Genomic DNA, 16,646 nt, shown 5'->3' with positions numbered 1-16,646 from the left:
AAACTAACTGCTGAAGCTTAACTCTATACCACCCAACTTGGTCCTAATTTTTCTATATTCTTTTTTCATAACTAAATACTTCACCAACTCAGTAAAAGGCTGCAATGTAGGTCCTTGTTGAAGAGCGACCTGCGCCCCATCCTTTAAACCCAGCGCTAAATGTTCCGGATAAAAAGCATGCAGACTCAACTGCTCTTTACTTACTGCGCGCCCCCATTTTTTTCTCAAGCCTGGTAGGGCTGACTCTATTAACTCGCCAGGTCTACGGGAGGCGTCATAGTCGACATTAGCACGATTCATAACCTCAGCACTTGGAGTGCCAGCCAATTTTCCGTAATGCCCTTTAAGATAAAGCTTAATTTCATCAGGGATCGTTTTATAGCGCTCACCCTGCATAACATTTAGAACAGCCTGCGTCACAATGTATTGCGCAAAGGGGCTCACCAAAATGGGATAACCTAGATCCTCTCGCACTCTAGCCGTCTCCTCCAAAATTTCAGCTTCTTTGTGGGAAATACCCATGGTGGCAAGTTGAGCGCGCAAATTAGAAATCATCCCGCCAGGAATTTGATGTTCGTACAAGGCTGGGTCATAACTCGCCTTCTCTCCGCGCGAAAAATTATCTCGAGCGCAAATCCAATCAAAATATTCATCTACCTTTTGTAAAGCAGAGTGATTCATTTTGGGGGCTCTACTTAATTTTTTTGCACTGGCATACACATCCAAGACTGAAGGCAAGGAAGCGCCATTTGCCAAACAATCTGTAGCGACATAACCATAAGCAAATCCAGCTTTAATAGCTTCCTCATACACCAGCGGTGCCAAGCCAGACTGACAATGCGAATGTAATTTAATGGGAATACCACCCGCTGCTGACACTACTGCCGGAAAAAGAGTTGCAGCACGCTCAGGAGTTAATAATCCAGTGGGATCTTTAACTGAAATGAAATCTACCCCCAACTTCACCAATTCATGAGTGCGCGCAATAAAGTAAGCGTCATCATGAACCGGACTTAAAGCATATGTCAGCATGGCATTAATCAACATGCCATTCTTTTTGCCCGCCTTAACAGAAGACTCAACATTACGGTTATCGTTTAACGCATCATATACAGTTAGCACCCTGATTCCAGATTGAGCTAATAGCTCTATATTTAAAGCAACTACATCATCTGGAAATAATTCAAAGGTATAAATACTTTGACCACGCGTTAATGCATCGGTAGGCGTTGATAGTTGCTTACTTAAAAACTCCATGCGCTTCCATGGATCCTCACGAAGGAAGCGAACCATTACATCGAATACGGCGCCTCCCAAAATATTGATATAGCTATAGCCCGCCTGATCAATATCAGCTAAGGCTGGATACATGTGAGGAGTAGTCATGCGTGTAGACCAAAGGCACTGATGCGCATCGCGCAAAGTGACATCGATCATCTCGAATGATTTTTTACTAGCCATCAAGCAACCTCAATCACCATTAAGGGTTGCCCTACTTCAATCGTTTCTCCATCCTCTACCAAGATTCGGGTTACCGTACCGGAGCATTCTGCAGCAATAGTATTTAGCAATTTCATGACCTCAACAATACAAACATCAGTTGTGGGAGTAACACTATCGCCCACCTCAACAAAAGGTGGAGAGCTTGGACTGGGCCGACGATAAAAAGTTCCAATCATTGGGCTGGTAATAACTCGCTCCGATGCAGAGAGCGACAATGAGTGACTTGGAATAGCTGCGGCAACAGGCGTCGATGAAACAGCTGATACAGGGGCTGTATTTGCAGCAGGTACAGTAGTGGTTGGCGTCCCTACTGAAATCTCAATTTCGAATTCATCGGTCTTATATCCAAACGTAGTAAATGTGCCCGCATCTTTAATGAGGGCAACAATCTCTTTCACCTGTTTCATGGTGAACTCAGGTGGCACCTTAACCTTAGTCACAGCCTTTTTTGCTGTCACTTTTTTTGGCGTCTTTAAATTTTCTTTCGCTTTAGAAGCGACCTTCTTTTTTGTTTGCACTGTCTCGTATTTTTAGTTAATATTTTCTCTAATGAAATTTAAAGTATCATCAGATGAAATGCTTTAAGGGTAAACACTTAATTACACAAAAATCTTCAAATAACCCTGAATAAATGCCACAAAAGCTCGCGCGCATTACCCCTCCAACAGAATTATTGGAAGAATCCTCCAAATCCAGCATGGCGGAGAAGGTACTGCTCATTCTGGAAACCATTGCTCAATCGGAATTCCCCCTCACTCTAGAGACCATTTCCACTAGCACTGGACTGGCAAAACCCACAGCCTTTAGGCTATTAAATACATTAGTTGCTCAGGGTTTTATAGAACGCGATCCCAATGGCAGACGCTTCCAACCCAGCGCAAAACTCCGAATAATGGGGATCAATATTCTTTCTGTGGATTCCATACGCTCACAACGCGTTGCTGTCATGAAACGTCTTGTTGAAGAAATTGGCGAAACCTGTAACTTCAATATTTTAGATGGCAATAAAGTGATGTATCTAGATCGTGTTGAGACCAGTGCCCCCATCCGTCTTCACGTAGACCTTGGCATGCGAGTGCCGCTGCACTGCACAGCCAGTGGAAAATTATTTCTCTCGGGGATGACGGAACTTCAAGTACAACGCGCCCTTGGTGATGAACCGTTCGAGACCTACACACCAAATACGATTACCTCCTACAAGAAACTAATTCCTGAGTTGGAGAAAATTCGCAATGACGGTTACGCCCTTGATGAATCCGCCTTTTTAGAGGGGTTTATTGGTATCGCCGTCCCCGTGATGAATTCCAAACAAAAAACCTTTGCAACCATTACCGCTCATGGCCCAGCGCCTCGCATGCAAGAAAAATCCATCGATTTTTATATCAAACCTTTAAAGCGCGCTGCGAAGGATATTCAAAGTAGCCTATCTGAAACAAGCAATTAATTTCTCGGAATACTTATGACCACCCCCGTAATCATCACAGTTGCAATGACTGGCGCCATACCTCGCAAGAAGGATTGTCCAGGTTTACCAGTAACTACCAGTGAACAGATTGAAGAAACGCATAAGGCATATGAAGCAGGGGCATCTCTTGCACACATTCATGTCCGTAATCCAGATGAAACACCAAGCTCAGATCCAGACTTATATGCACAAGTTCAAGCGGGCATCCAAAAACATTGTCCAGGGATGATTGTGCAATTTTCTACTGGTGGCCGCGGTAGAGATCAAGCCGCCCGAGGTGGAATGCTTTTTCATAAACCAGACATGGCATCGCTCGCTACTGGCTCTGTCAACTTCCCAACAGGCATCTATGAAAATCCACCTGAATTTGTAGATGGTCTTGCTAGCGAGATGCTCAAATACGATATCAAACCAGAGATTGAGATATTTGATTTAGCCATGCTCTATAACGCAGCTAATTTAATAGAACGCGGGCTTTTAAAAGCTCCGGCTCATGTGCAATTTGTCATGGGCATTCCAAATGCAATGCCCGCTAGACGCTCGATCCTCGAATTTCTTATTTCAGAACTAAAAGCAGTGATGCCCGATGCCACCTGGACTGCAGCTGGAATCGCACGTTATCAACTGCCGGTAAATGAGTGGACTCTAGAATTAGGAGGCCATGTAAGGACGGGTCTTGAAGATAATACCCGCTTTGATAAAACCCGTTTAGCAAAAGACAATGCTGAGCTGGTTGCACGCTTAGCTGAAATGGCTCCAGCATATAACCGTTCCGTAGCAACACCAGCGCAAGCCCGAGAAATCTTGGGTTTAAGAAAGTAATTCAGCATGTCTAATCTTTCATTTGATTATGTAATTGTGGGTGGAGGTTCATCTGGTTGCGTATTAGCGAACCGCCTCTCAGAAGATTCAAGCAACTCCGTCTGTCTTATTGAAGCTGGCCCCAAAGATCGTTCACCTTGGATTCATCTTCCAATAGGTTATGCAAAGACAATGTGGGATCCCAAGCTCAATTGGAAATTCCAAACTGAGCCTGACCCTGGAGTAAACAATCGGCAAATATATTGGCCCAGAGGTAAAACACTAGGTGGCTCTAGCTCAATTAATGGTTTGATATTTATCCGTGGTCAAAAAGAGGATTACGATACTTGGCGCGATCTCGGTAATACAGGATGGGGCTGGGAGGATGTATTGCCGTACTTTAAAAAAGCGGAAGGTAACGATCGCTTAGATGAACCATTGCATTCCAAAAAAGGACCTCTAAAGGCTTCTTCAATTCCAAAAAAACATCCATTGGTGGAGGCATTCAAGAAGACGGCAAATGCACTAGGCGTACCCGAAACAGATGACTTTAATAATTTGACTCAAGAGGGGGTTGGCTACTATCAACTCACTACCCATAAAGGTTTTCGTTGTAGCACTGCTGTGGCATATTTGAAACCAGCCAAGCAACGAAAAAATTTAGAAATCTTTACCGATAGCCAAGCCTGTAAAGTCATATTTGAAAATAAAAAAGCGGTTGGCGTGGAATACACCCGCAATGGCATCAGAAGCGTAGTGCGCGCTAATAAAGAAGTCATCTTAAGCGCAGGAGCCATCCAAAGCCCGCAACTTCTACAGTTATCCGGAGTTGGTCCAGCCAAGCTTCTTCAAGAATTTAATATTCCAATTATTCAAGATCTCCCTGGAGTTGGAGAAAATCTACAAGACCATCTACAGCATCGCCTCATTTATGAGTTAAACCAACCTATCTCCACCAACGATCAACTCTCTTCATGGTTTGGTCAATTGAAGATGGGCTTAGACTGGCTTCTCTTTCGTGGTGGCCCCCTATCTATTGGCATCAATCAAGGCGGCCTTTTTACACGCGTCATGAAGGACTCGAAAACACCTGATATCCAATTTCATCTAGCCACCCTTTCCGCTGAAATGGCCGGGGGTAAAGTTCACCCCTTCTCTGGATTCACAATGTCGGTATGTCAGTTAAGACCCGAGTCTCGTGGTCATGTTCGCATTCAATCTACTGATCCCTTGATACCCCCCAAGATGTTTGCAAACTATTTGTCGACACCATATGACCGTGAGATTAGTATTGCTGCCGTTAAATATGCTCGAAAAATTGCACAGACTGAGCCATTGCGCTCTTTGATAGTGCGAGAGGTAAAACCAAATAATCCACAATCTGATGAGGAGATATTAGAGTTCTGTCGCAATAATGGCGCAACCATTTTTCATCCTACTGGCACTTGTCAAATGGGAAGAGATGACGACCCCATGGCTGTTTTGGACTCGTCATTACGCGTACGTGGGGTGCAAGGTCTTCGAGTGGTGGATTGCTCTGCAATGCCTACTTTACCCTCTGGCAATACCAACTGGCCCGCAGTAATGCTTGCTGAAAGAGCTGCCGACCTCATTCTAGGAAAGATCCAATCCAACTAATGCACTACGCAATCTTTTCCTTGATTGGAGTAATGACTGGCTTACTCATGGCCGTTTTTGGCATTGGTGGTGGCGCATTTATTGTCCCAGCATTAGATGCAGCATTCTGGGCGGTACCTAACAATACTCACCCCCCTTTCCAATTAATTGTTATTGGCAGTCTATGCACTATCGTTATTGGTGCTTTGCCTCGCGCCATTAAGGTTTTATTAGGAGACAAAAAAGAGCGGGGTGTCGCCAATCTACTAATTTTGAGCGCGATGCCTTTTATTCTCTTGGCTAGCTTTGCGGCTACTCAACTAGCTGATAAAGCATTGCGTCTCGGCTTTTCTGGAACTATCGTCTTAATCGGTTTATGGACTCTTTTTGGCAAAGCTCCCTCTGCCCAATCTGAAAATATATCGACAAAGCCAAGCACTTATAAGTTGATTACTGTGGGGGCTATCTCTGGGATCTCATCTGCACTCTTTGGTCTTGGTGGAGCAACCTTGTTAATGCCACTATTAACGATGTGGGTTGGCTTGCCGATTGCGATTTGCGTTGACATATCAATTCTATTTGTCTCGGCTACATCTATTGTGAGTCTTGCGACTTTGAGCACAGCTTGGGTAGGTGTGCATGGGCCTGACAGCATTGACAGCAGCATGCTGATTTTGATACTGATACTTGGAGTAAGCGCTGCACTAACTCAAACACTTGCCGCAGGAAAATTAGTCAAAATGAAAGATGGAATTCGACAACGTTTGCTAGGCTGCTATTTGATTAGCTTAGGCATCTGGGTTATCGCTCGCTCATTCAGCTGATAACTCTATATAAATAAAGCGTCTAATGTACTTTAGGTGCTACATCTAACAACTTTAAGCGCTGTACCTTGCCAGATGGTCCACGTGGAAGATCTTCCATAAAAAGAATTATCTTAGGCGTTCTAAATTTCCCAAGCTCATTCATACAGAATGCGCGCATTTCCTCTTCAGAGCATGTAGCACCTGGTTTCAGTACGATGCACACCATAATCTCTTGGCCATAATTTGAGTCAGGAATGCCAACTGCTGCAGCGTCCAGTACACCGGGATGCTTCAATACTGCTTCATCAATTTCTCGGGGGGCAATGTTTTCTCCACCTTTAATGATGAGCTCTTTGAGGCGTCCAGTAATGAAATAAAAACCATCGTCGTCACGCAAACCCAAATCGCCAGTCTTTAGCCACCCTTCACTATCAAAAGCCTTCTGAGTTTCCGCTTCTGCTTTGTAATAGGCATTAAGAACATTGCCTCCGCGCAAGCAGATTTCTCCAACAATATTATTTCCAAGAGGATTGCCATCAGGATCAATCACTTTGGCTTCCACTCCGCAAGGCTTGCCAGGACTGCCGTAGCGCCTACTGTCATCATGTGGATTACAAAAAACCATTGAAGCCGATTCTGTCATGCCCATGCCTTCAATTACTGTAATTCCGAAAAGACTTTCAAACTCGCGATGATGCTCGGGCGGCAAAGGTGCAGATGCGGATCTTCCAAAACGAATGGACTTTAATTCCTCGCGACTTGGTAATGCGCCACCGCTCTTTGCAGCATTAATCAAATACGCAATGATGGTTGGCACCATATTGATCCATGTACACCGATAATGAATGGCTAAATTCCACCAACTTGAGACTGAAAAGGCATGAGGGGCTACCACAGACCCACCGGATACAAATGGAGTAATAGTGGATATCACCTGCCCATTAATGTGATAGATCGGCAATGAACTGAGCACAGTATCTGCCTGCGTTAACGAATGCCAAGCCGCCATAGAGCGTGCGGCATGTAATAAATTGGCATGTGTAAGCAATACCCCTTTAGGAGTGCCCGTTGTACCAGAGGTATACATTAGCAAAGCCGGCCTTGAAGAATCCACTTCCGGAAGGGTGCCAGGATCGCATTGCATAAAAGGTCCTGCATCAGCATCTGGATCGAGCTCTATTAATAGGAATTTTCTCTTCGCTTTTTCTAGGGCGGCAAATAAACTTTGCTTCTTGTCTGGAGAGTAGAACAACACCTCGATATCGCTATGATCTAAAACCCAAGCCAATTGATCAGTGGGAGCCAAGAGGTTTAAAGGCGTAATCACGCGACCACATGACATGGTCGCCAAAAAGATGGTGCTGGTTTGGCGTCCATTTTGCATATACAAACCAACATTGCCTTGTGCAGAAATACCCTGCTGTTCTAACCAAGTCGAAAAATGACGTGCTTCTTTCGCAAGTTGCCCATAAGTCAACTCAGCTTTAATTTCTGGAGCAAATAGAAATGGTTTTTTAGGCTGAACCGATTCCCAATAGGAAAGTACCTCGCCCAAACTCTTACAAGAAGCAGTCATATATCAATTAAGCCTGCGGAAAGCGACTGAAATATTCTTTCAGCAAATCCTCTACTTTCGGAACATGCTCAGGAATTGGTCTTACCACTCTCGTGATATTTAGATAATGGCGATAATTCATGTTCTCTGAGAAGTTATTTTTTCCCCATGTTCCACAACCCATGGATAAAGAGAAAGGTAAGCCGTTTTCAAAACTACCGCCTGTAGCAATAGCGTGCGCTTGATTCACAATAATTCTGGCAACGGGCAATTGTTGAGCGAGCGCTGCAGCTCTAGATTCAAGAACCTCGCCACTTTGGGCGGTATGTAATCCAACCGAATGTCCTGCACCTTGATAAGCGTAGACATTGGAAATCAACTCTTTGGCGGCTTCAAAGTTCTCCACCTTCCAAACTGTTAGCACTGGACTTAATTTCTCCCCAGAAAATGGCGCGGAAGGTCCATACCCCTGCTCTTCCACCATAAAAAATTTAGCTGATTTTGCTTTTGGGTGTTGCAATTGAGCCCTTTCAGCTATCACTGCAGCGCTCTGAGCGGTCAAAGCAGAAGTAAGCTTGCCCTTTTCGAACATCACATCTTGCAAACGTTGCTTGTCAGCAGCATCTAGCATTAAGCCACCAACTGCCTCAAGCGCAGCAATGGCCTTGTCATAAATTTGCCCACAAATGACCGCACCATTTTCGCTAGAACAACTCGTGGCGTTATCAAATGTTTTGGATTGCAAAATCTTATTAGCCGCACTTGCCACATCAGCATGCTCATCAATAATGACGAGTACATTGCCTGCGCCGACACCAAATGCTGGTGTGCCACAGGTATATGCAGAACGAATATTTGCTTGCGAACCCGTGGCTACAACTAAGTCAGCCAAGCGCATCAATTCATTAGTGGAATCTTTGGTAATTGGAAATGGCAACATTTGCACCAAATCTCTCGGCGCTTTAACTTGATCGAGTTGCTGATGAACAAATTCTAATAATCGAGCACAGGTGGAATACCCCTTTGGAGAGGGCGCAACCACGACAGCATTTCGACATTTCAATGCATTCAAAATCTTATTAATTGGTGTGGCACCAGGATTAGTTGATGGTGTAATTGCTGCAACCACCCCAACTGGACGCGCATATTCTGTCAGACCCGTCTTTAAATCCTCAGAAATAATTCCAACTGTTTTTGCATAACTTAAGTCACGCACTAATCCTAAAGTTTTTCTAAAGTTCTTTTTAAATTTATCCGCAACATCGCCAAGACCAGTATCTTTTACAGCGAGCTCAGCTAACTCTTGGTTGCGCTTAGGCTCCAGAATCGACCAAGCTACCGCTTCAACCACCAGATTAACTTGAGCTTGTGTATAGGCCTCATAGGTCTTTTGAGCGATACGGCCGCGCTCAATAATGGCTTCGACTGGCGTTGTCATAAATACTCTTATCTTTGCTTATATATAAAGAATTAATTCAGATTATTCCGCTTTGATACTAGCTTCCTTAGTGACTTTTTTCCATTTCACCAATTCAGCCTTAACGATTGCTCCCAACTGTGCAGGCGTACTTCCTACAGCTTCAGCACCCTGTCCTAATAATTTTTCTTTGACAGCGGGTTCAGCAAGCACTTTCACTGTAGCCTTATACAAAGAATCAATAATCGGTTGCGGTGTTTTTGCTGGAACAAACATTGCATACCAAGAATCAACTTCATAATCTTTAAAACCCAACTCAACCATGGTAGGAACATCAGGAAAAACTGGGGAGCGCTTTACCGTTGAAACTGCAAGAGCACGGAGTTTGCCAGTCTTGACATAATTTGCCGCAGCAGGAATCGAAACCCACAACAAAGGAACCTGACCGGCGATCACATCAGTGATTGCTGGACCACCACCACGATATGGGATATGTTGCATCGACACACCAGCTGACCCTGCCATCATGGCGCCAGCTAAATGTCCAGGAGAGCCATTACCAACTGAGGCGTATGCAATGCCATCCGGTTTTGCCTTAGCCATCTCGATCACTTCATTAACGTTTTTTGCTGGAAAGTTTGGATTAGCCACCAATATTTGCGGTAAGGATGCGACTAGTGAAACTGGTAAGAAATCTTTCTCAGTATCGAAAGCAAGCTTTGGATAAATGGCCGGATTAATCGTGTGTGAAGACAGCGTAAACAAAACGGTATAGCCATCTGATGGTGACTTAGCAGCAATGTCTGTTCCAATCGATCCGCCAGCGCCACCACGGTTATCAATAATGATCTGCTGTCCAAGAGCTTGAGCCAATGGTTCCTGCATGATGCGCGCAATTACATCGGTACCGCCACCAGGAGGATAAGGGACGATGAATTTAATAGGTTTATTGGGATAAGGCTGACCAAGAGCGAACTGCGCCCAACCAAGGGAACCGGCAAAAGCCAAGAACATCGACAAAACAGCGACTAATAGATTGCTTCTACGCATACCCAATCTCCTGTTAAAACCACATTCAGACCTACTTTAGCCCTTTTTTACCACCTGAATCAGCATAACTGATCTTATTAAACGGAACAAGTTGTTTCGCATAAGTAAAAATACTAACATTTTTCCTATAAATTACCACATTGTTCTATTAGAATGAACAAAACAGCACAATTCATGGGATTTAATACAAATGATTGAATTAGAGACTAACGAGCAACTTGATACCTCCAAAAGAGATAACTCAAGTGAAAACTCGTCCATGCTTAAAGGGGTAGTGATATTAGAAGCCTTAGCTGGCTTACAGCAGCCCGCTACATTAGCCCAGCTCATGCAAATTACGAACATGCCTAAAGCATCCTTGCATAGGACCTTAGCCATTTTTGAAGAAGCTGGGTTAGTAGCTAGAGAACCTGGTGGGCGAACCTATTCTCCCGGTGATCGACTCTCTCATTTAGCTTTGTCGACACTTACTCACGATACCGTTTCAGCTGTCAGACACACCATTCTGCGCAAACTAGTTGCTGATTTAGGCGAAACCTGCAACCTTGCCGTCTTAAAACGTGGAGAGTTATTTTATTTAGACCGCGTTGAAGCCAATTGGGCCCTGCGCCTCCATTTACCACCTGGCACAGTGTTGCCACCGCACTGTAGTGCGAGCGGAAAATTACTGCTTGCTTTTAAGCCTGCTGAAGAACGTGCAAAGATTTTAGAAAATCTTCCACTTGAACAATTTACTCACAGAACAATTACTGACCGTCACTTACTAGAGTCAGAAATGGAAAGAATTGTGAGTACTGGATATGCAGTCGATAACGAGGAGTATGTATTAGGCGTCTCTTGCGTTGCTGTTCCAGTGAGAGATCCATTGGGTGAAGTGGTTGCAGCTATTGCTGTTCATGCCGCTACCGCTAGACTCCCACTAAATCAAGCGATGGAACACATTCCCAAGTTAAAAGAAGCGTCTGAGCGCATTTCTCAAACACTTTCCTAGTAAGTAAGTTAACGCAGCCATATTGGGACATATCTCAAAGTGAAATACCAGCTCTTAGAAAAAATGATTGAGGAAGCTAAGAGTGATCTTCCGCTTGGAGTGGTCTATCCATTGAGTGCACCAGCTCTAGAAACTGTATTCGATCTTATCAAAAGACAGTTATGCACTCCGATACTAATAGGCCCTCAAAAAGACATTGAAGAACTTGCCGCCATAGAAGAGCTGTCGCTCGATGGCATCCAAATTGTGGATACACCGAAAGATCCAATCTTAGCCACTAAAAAGGCGGTTGAGATGGTGAAAGAAGGAAAGCTCGCAGTTCTCATGAAAGGTTCTTTGCATACAGAAGATCTCATGGGGCCGATTGTGAGTCGCGATGGTCTGCGAACAGACAAACGCATAAGCCATCTTTTCTTATTTGAACTTGCCCGCTACCACAAGCTGCTGGGGGTGACTGATGCAGTTGTCAATATCGCTCCTAATGCCCAACTCAAAAGAGAAATTCTGGCCAATAGTCTAGATGCCTTAAAGAGATTGAGCATTAGCAACGTCAAAGTAGCAATTATTGCTGCCACTGAAGTTATCAATCCAGCAATGTCATCTACAACAGATGCAAAAGAAATTGTTGATGAACATATTGCGCATCCGATTTTTCCAGACACAATTATTGAAGGCCCTTTTGGATTTGATAATGCGATATCGGCTCAATCCGCAAGAACTAAAGGGATTTATTCAAAGGTAGCTGGCGATCCTGATCTCTTGCTTATGCCTGATTTACAAGTTGGCAATATTCTCTACAAATCTTTTGTTTATATGGCGGGTGCAGAGTGTGCTGGAACTATCTTAGGCGCACAAGTTCCGATCACCTTAACCTCTCGGTCAGATTCTGTTTTTTCAAGAGTGGCATCGACTGCGATGGCCATTCTGCTTGCTAAAAATCCTCAATAGTTGAGAAGGCTATGTTCAAAAAATTTTCTAGCGAACCCGTGCATGACCCCATCAATAAACAAGCGTCAGCGACTGAAGTAAAAAAGACTACTTGTTATATGTGCGCATGCCGGTGTGGTATTCGAGCACATCTTCGTGATGGAAAATTAGTCTATATCGATGGCAATCCTGAACACCCTTTAAATCAAGGCGTTATTTGCGCCAAAGGCTCTTCAGGAATCATGAAGCAAAACTCTCCTGCGCGCATTACGCAACCACTCTTACGCAAAGAAGGGAGTGAACGCGGCAATGGTGAATTTGAAGCCATTAGTTGGGATAAGGCATTCAATATTCTTAGTGAGCGCCTCGCCAAAATACGGGCTACTGATCCAAAGAAATTTGCACTCTTTACTGGTCGTGACCAGATGCAAGCTCTGACAGGATTGTTTGCACGGCAATTTGGAACTCCCAACTATGCCGCCCACGGAGGTTTCTGCTCAGTCAATATGGCTGCTGGAATGATTTACACAATCGGCGGAAGCTTCTGGGAATTCGGCGGACCAGACTTAGATCAAGCCAAATTATTTGTCATGATTGGTACAGCTGAAGATCATCACAGCAACCCAATGAAGATTGCGCTATCTAAATTTAAGCGCGCAGGCGGTCGTTTCATCTCCATCAATCCAGTAAGAACTGGATATTCTGCAATTGCTGATGAATGGATACCTATCAAGCCAGGAACTGATGGAGCGCTTTTCATGGCCTTGATGCATGAACTCATTCGCCAAGAAAAATATGACGCCCCTTTCTTAAAGCGCTTTAGTAATTCAGCACAACTAGTCTGTATGGATTCCGGTCTAGAGGAAGGCTTATTCTTATATGACCCCGATTCTGATCCGCTCAATTTAGATTTACCGCACAACAAATACATTTGGGATGAAAAATCTCAAACTGCGAAACCGTGTTTTGCTCAAGGCACATCGCCTGCCCTATCAGGTGAATACATCATGGGATCAGGACCACATCAAGGTAAAAAAGTGGTTCCAGCATTTGAATTACTCAAGCGCCAAGTCAGTGAAACTACACCTGAATGGGCTGCTGCTATTACAAGCATTCCAGCTGATCGCATTCGCAAACTTGCATTAGAAATGGCAGACACGGCATTTGGGCAAGAGTTTGAATTACCCATTCAGTGGACTGATACTTGGGGTGAAACACATCAATCCGTAACGGGTAGGCCTGTCGCTTTTCATGCGATGCGTGGATTATCCGCACACTCGAACGGATTCCAAACAACTCGTGGCTTAGCAGTATTAATGTCATTACTGGGAACCATCGATCGCCCAGGAGGCTTTAGACATAAGCCCCCTTACCCAAGACAAGTTCCTCCAAACGCAAAACCGCCTTCTTCAGAAAACGACATTAAGCCCAACACCCCTTTGGCAAAACCTCCATTGGGATGGCCAACTCAGCCAGAAGATTTAGCGCTCGATTCTGACGGCAAGCCACTGCGCATTGATAAAGCGTATTCATGGGAACATCCATTAGCGGCCCATGGCTTAATGCATAACGTGATTACGAATGCTGTGAAGGGAGACCCCTACTCCATCGATACACTCATGATCTTCATGGCCAATATGTCATGGAACTCCACCATGAATACCATGGAAGTACGCGAACACCTCAATGCTAAAAATGAAGATGGCGAATTCAAGATCCCATTTCTTGTTGTTTGCGATGCGTTCCAATCCGAGATGGTTGACTTTGCTGACCTAGTACTTCCAGACACTACTTATCTTGAGCGCCACGATGTAATGAGTATGCTCGATAGACCTATTTCCGAATTTGATGGTCCAGTCGATTCTGTTCGTATACCAGTTCTTGAGCCACTTGGAGAATGCAAACCTTTTCAAGAGGTCTTGATTGAACTCGCTTCTCGCTTAAAGTTCCCAGCGTTCACCACTCCTGAGGGAGAGCGCAAGTTTAAGGATTACCCCGACTTCATTACACGTTTTCAGACAGCTCCCGATTCTGGGATTGGCTTCCTAACAGGATGGCGTGGCAAAGATGGTGATAAGCCTTTGCGTGGAGAGCCCAACCCCAATCAATGGCAAAAATACGCTGAGAACAATTGCGTACATCAATATCACATGCCTCCCGAGCATCAATATATGCGTAACTGGAATAAGGGATATTTAGAGTTCTCCAAAGAGAATGCCCTGCGGCAAAAGAGTGATCCCATCATGATCGCCATTTACTCCGATGTATTGCAACGTTTCAGACTGGCATCCACTGGTAAGCGCCCTGGCGCGCAACCCCCAGAGCATTTAAAAGCGCGCATTTATAAATATTTTGATCCGCTGCCTTTCTGGTATCCACCTCTCGAAGATGAGGCTACTGATCTCACTAAATTTACTTTAAACGCTATCACTCAACGTCCTATGGCGATGTATCACTCTTGGGACTCCCAAAATGCCTGGTTGAGACAAATACATAGCCACAATTATCTCTACGTCAATACTGCTACTGCTCTTAAAAACGGTATTGCTGATGGTGCTTGGATGTGGATTGAATCTCAATGGGGCAAAGTCAGATGCATGGCAAGACATTCTGAAGCGGTTGACCCAGGCACAGTTTGGACATGGAATGCGATTGGTAAAGCAGAATCCGCATGGAGCTTAACCAGCGATGCAGATGAATCTAAAAAAGGATTTTTACTAAACCACCTCATCTCAGAAGAGCTTCCGTTGGGAGGCTTTACTGTGAGTAATTCAGATCCGATCACTGGACAAGCTGGATGGTATGACGTCAGAGTTAGACTAGCGCCTGCTGATGAAAACGAGCCAAAAGAAACGTGGCCACAAGTGAAAGCATTTGAAGTGCCAGGAATGACCCTAAAGAAAACGGGGGTGACAAAGTGAGCAAAAAAAATAAACAACTCGCTCTCGTAATTGATTTAAATGTCTGTGTTGGATGTCATGCATGTGTAACATCCTGCAAAGAGTGGAATACCTCTGGATCAGCTGGCCCTCTTACAGATCTCAATGCTTATGGCGCAAATCCAAGTGGGACTTTTTTTAATCGCGTCCAAACTTATGAAGCTGGGACATTTCCGAATACCCAAACCGTACACTTTCCAAAATCATGCTTACATTGCGAAGAACCTCCGTGTGTTCCCGTTTGCCCAACAGGCGCAAGCTATAAGCGCAAAGAAGATGGTATTGTTTTAGTCGATTATGACAAATGTATCGGTTGCAGTTATTGTTCTTGGGCTTGTCCTTATGGTGCGCGCGAGCTAGACCAAGAACGTCAAGTCATGACCAAATGCACGCTTTGCGTAGATCGCATCTACAGCAAGACTTTGCCCGAAGCCGAGAAAAAACCAGCATGTGTTCTCGCCTGCCCTACAAGCGCACGTATTTTTGGCGATGTTCATGATCCTGAATCGGCAGCTAGCAAAGCAATCGAGGAGCGCTCAGGCTATGCACTCATGCCCGAATGGGAAACTCAACCTGCCAATCACTATTTACCGCGCTCCATCATGGAAACTATTGATGCTGCAAGGAATGACAAATAATGCGTCCACAATTTTCAATTATTTTCTTCACTACTTTAGCTGGTATGGCACAAGGTCTACTATTTTTTATAGCCCTATCCAATCTTTATAGCCAAGCAACCCCAAATGCTTTTCTTACCCATCTCGCTCTACCAGTAGCTTTTGCACTATTAGCCTTAGGTTTAGTGGCATCGTTCTTTCACTTAGGTCATCCAGAGAGAGCCTGGCGGGCTGCCATGATGTGGAGAACATCTTGGCTCTCTAGGGAAGTCATCGCATTACCAGCGCTCATGGGTGCCACATTAGTCACTTATTTTTATGCGGCTACTAGCCAAGTTCCGCAATGGCTGTGGCTAGCACTTCTTGTCACCACATTCGCTCTCTGGATTTGTACTGCAAAAATTTATCAGTGCATTCGTTTTATTCAGGAATGGTCACACCCCTCTACACTGTCGAACTTTATTCTCTTGGGTATGACTTCAGGCTGGCTATTGCTTGAGCTACTCATCGCCTTATGGGGCGATGATGCCTTCCAAATGATTGACGCCCCCTTATCTATCGTTGCATTCATTCTGTTATTTCTGTCCTTTAATCTCAAACTTTGGATGTGGCGACGTAACCGTCACTTGAAGCCAAAGTCCAATCTCTCTTCAGCAACTGGTATTAAAGGTTCAAATATTCGTCAAACCTCAATGGGTTTAATGGGTGGAAGTTTTAATACACGCGAGTTCTTTCATCATCAAACTGATCGAGTCATCGCTAACATCCGCAAGATTATTTTGCTTTGCGCTTACGTCATTCCAATGGTACTAATGGCATATACGATTACCTCTCCAAATGTATTGCTGATTGGCTTAGCCTTATTTATTAATTACTTGGGGTTGTTAGCCGAAAGATGGATGTTCTTTGCTGAGGCAAATCATCCACAAAATTTGTATTACCAAAGAGTCTCTTAAAT

14 protein-coding genes are annotated in these 16,646 nt (G+C 44.4%); 9 read left to right on the top strand and 5 right to left on the bottom strand.

The genetic code is table 11. The features are described 5' to 3' along the window. Nucleotides 1-3 precede the first annotated feature (3 nt). Both FD973_RS02725 and accB read right to left on the bottom strand, forming a co-directional pair. Nucleotides 4-1,461, bottom strand: a complete 1,458-nt coding sequence (locus tag FD973_RS02725; protein WP_215324108.1) for a pyruvate carboxylase subunit B — start codon at nt 1,459-1,461, stop codon at nt 4-6. Beyond that, nucleotides 1,461-2,021, bottom strand: coding sequence for an acetyl-CoA carboxylase biotin carboxyl carrier protein (gene accB, locus FD973_RS02720; protein ID WP_251368814.1), 561 nt, complete (start codon nt 2,019-2,021; stop codon nt 1,461-1,463). Before accB ends, FD973_RS02725 begins: the two co-directional genes overlap by 1 nt. Nucleotides 2,022-2,134: 113 nt before the next feature. On the opposite strand from accB, the gene FD973_RS02715 reads away from it, so the two are divergent. From FD973_RS02715 to FD973_RS02700, 4 genes are read left to right on the top strand one after another with little or no spacing between them, the layout of a single operon-like run. Then, complete coding sequence (locus FD973_RS02715) at nt 2,135-2,947, top strand: IclR family transcriptional regulator (protein WP_215324107.1); 813 nt, start codon at nt 2,135-2,137, stop codon at nt 2,945-2,947. Nucleotides 2,948-2,962: 15 nt separating this feature from the next. After that, nucleotides 2,963-3,790 (top strand): 3-keto-5-aminohexanoate cleavage protein, encoded by an 828-nt coding sequence (locus FD973_RS02710; protein ID WP_215324106.1) that lies wholly within the window; start codon nt 2,963-2,965, stop codon nt 3,788-3,790. Between the two features lie 6 nt (nt 3,791-3,796). Then, nucleotides 3,797-5,407, top strand: a complete 1,611-nt coding sequence (locus FD973_RS02705; protein ID WP_215324105.1) for a GMC family oxidoreductase — start codon at nt 3,797-3,799, stop codon at nt 5,405-5,407. Further along, complete coding sequence (locus FD973_RS02700; protein WP_215324104.1) at nt 5,407-6,210, top strand: sulfite exporter TauE/SafE family protein; 804 nt, start codon at nt 5,407-5,409, stop codon at nt 6,208-6,210. The genes FD973_RS02705 and FD973_RS02700 overlap by 1 nt, the downstream gene beginning before the upstream one ends. Before the next feature lie 22 nt (nt 6,211-6,232). Here the strand turns inward: FD973_RS02700 and FD973_RS02695 are convergent, their stop codons facing one another. Genes FD973_RS02695 through FD973_RS02685 form a run of 3 tightly spaced genes read right to left on the bottom strand, consistent with a single transcriptional unit; the run spans nt 6,233 to nt 10,214 of the window. Then, nucleotides 6,233-7,768 carry an AMP-binding protein gene (locus FD973_RS02695; RefSeq protein WP_215324103.1) on the bottom strand — a complete coding sequence of 512 codons (1,536 nt, stop codon included), beginning with the start codon at nt 7,766-7,768 and terminating at the stop codon, nt 6,233-6,235. A 7-nt stretch (nt 7,769-7,775) separates the two neighbouring features. Beyond that, nucleotides 7,776-9,185 carry an aldehyde dehydrogenase family protein gene (locus tag FD973_RS02690; protein ID WP_215324102.1) on the bottom strand — a complete coding sequence of 470 codons (1,410 nt, stop codon included), beginning with the start codon at nt 9,183-9,185 and terminating at the stop codon, nt 7,776-7,778. A 42-nt stretch (nt 9,186-9,227) separates the two neighbouring features. Further along, nucleotides 9,228-10,214, bottom strand: coding sequence for a tripartite tricarboxylate transporter substrate binding protein (locus FD973_RS02685; protein WP_215324101.1), 987 nt, complete (start codon nt 10,212-10,214; stop codon nt 9,228-9,230). 190 nt (nt 10,215-10,404) lie between these two features. Between FD973_RS02685 and FD973_RS02680 the strand changes: the two genes are divergently transcribed. From FD973_RS02680 to FD973_RS02660, 5 genes are all read left to right on the top strand, one after another. After that, nucleotides 10,405-11,205 (top strand): IclR family transcriptional regulator, encoded by an 801-nt coding sequence (locus FD973_RS02680; protein ID WP_215324100.1) that lies wholly within the window; start codon nt 10,405-10,407, stop codon nt 11,203-11,205. Between the two features lie 63 nt (nt 11,206-11,268). After that, nucleotides 11,269-12,153 (top strand): bifunctional enoyl-CoA hydratase/phosphate acetyltransferase, encoded by an 885-nt coding sequence (locus tag FD973_RS02675; RefSeq protein ID WP_215324099.1) that lies wholly within the window; start codon nt 11,269-11,271, stop codon nt 12,151-12,153. An 11-nt stretch (nt 12,154-12,164) separates the two neighbouring features. Next, nucleotides 12,165-15,053, top strand: a complete 2,889-nt coding sequence (locus tag FD973_RS02670) for a molybdopterin oxidoreductase family protein (RefSeq protein ID WP_215324098.1) — start codon at nt 12,165-12,167, stop codon at nt 15,051-15,053. Beyond that, nucleotides 15,050-15,709 (top strand): 4Fe-4S dicluster domain-containing protein, encoded by a 660-nt coding sequence (locus FD973_RS02665; protein WP_215324097.1) that lies wholly within the window; start codon nt 15,050-15,052, stop codon nt 15,707-15,709. The genes FD973_RS02670 and FD973_RS02665 overlap by 4 nt, the downstream gene beginning before the upstream one ends. Beyond that, on the top strand, nt 15,709-16,644 hold the full coding sequence (locus tag FD973_RS02660) for a DmsC/YnfH family molybdoenzyme membrane anchor subunit (protein ID WP_215324096.1): 936 nt from the start codon (nt 15,709-15,711) through the stop codon (nt 16,642-16,644). The genes FD973_RS02665 and FD973_RS02660 overlap by 1 nt, the downstream gene beginning before the upstream one ends. Nucleotides 16,645-16,646: the final 2 nt, after the last annotated feature.

Source organism: Polynucleobacter sp. MWH-Braz-FAM2G (genome assembly GCF_018687635.1).
GTDB lineage: Bacteria > Pseudomonadota > Gammaproteobacteria > Burkholderiales > Burkholderiaceae > Polynucleobacter.
Note: the sequence above shows the minus strand (reverse complement) of the source record. Positions and strands in the feature narration are given on the sequence as shown.

What these genes read in the sequence shown, in the direction of transcription:
- FD973_RS02725 (WP_215324108.1), bottom strand. Translation starts at nt 1,461, where the DNA reads ATGGCTAGTAAAAAATCATTCGAGATGATCGATGTCACTTTGCGCGAT.
- FD973_RS02715 (WP_215324107.1), top strand. Translation starts at nt 2,135, where the DNA reads ATGCCACAAAAGCTCGCGCGCATTACCCCTCCAACAGAATTATTGGAA.
- FD973_RS02710 (WP_215324106.1), top strand. Translation starts at nt 2,963, where the DNA reads ATGACCACCCCCGTAATCATCACAGTTGCAATGACTGGCGCCATACCT.
- FD973_RS02705 (WP_215324105.1), top strand. Translation starts at nt 3,797, where the DNA reads ATGTCTAATCTTTCATTTGATTATGTAATTGTGGGTGGAGGTTCATCT.
- FD973_RS02700 (WP_215324104.1), top strand. Translation starts at nt 5,407, where the DNA reads ATGCACTACGCAATCTTTTCCTTGATTGGAGTAATGACTGGCTTACTC.
- FD973_RS02695 (WP_215324103.1), bottom strand. Translation starts at nt 7,768, where the DNA reads ATGACTGCTTCTTGTAAGAGTTTGGGCGAGGTACTTTCCTATTGGGAA.
- FD973_RS02690 (WP_215324102.1), bottom strand. Translation starts at nt 9,185, where the DNA reads ATGACAACGCCAGTCGAAGCCATTATTGAGCGCGGCCGTATCGCTCAA.
- FD973_RS02685 (WP_215324101.1), bottom strand. Translation starts at nt 10,214, where the DNA reads ATGCGTAGAAGCAATCTATTAGTCGCTGTTTTGTCGATGTTCTTGGCT.
- FD973_RS02680 (WP_215324100.1), top strand. Translation starts at nt 10,405, where the DNA reads ATGATTGAATTAGAGACTAACGAGCAACTTGATACCTCCAAAAGAGAT.
- FD973_RS02675 (WP_215324099.1), top strand. Translation starts at nt 11,269, where the DNA reads ATGATTGAGGAAGCTAAGAGTGATCTTCCGCTTGGAGTGGTCTATCCA.
- FD973_RS02670 (WP_215324098.1), top strand. Translation starts at nt 12,165, where the DNA reads ATGTTCAAAAAATTTTCTAGCGAACCCGTGCATGACCCCATCAATAAA.
- FD973_RS02660 (WP_215324096.1), top strand. Translation starts at nt 15,709, where the DNA reads ATGCGTCCACAATTTTCAATTATTTTCTTCACTACTTTAGCTGGTATG.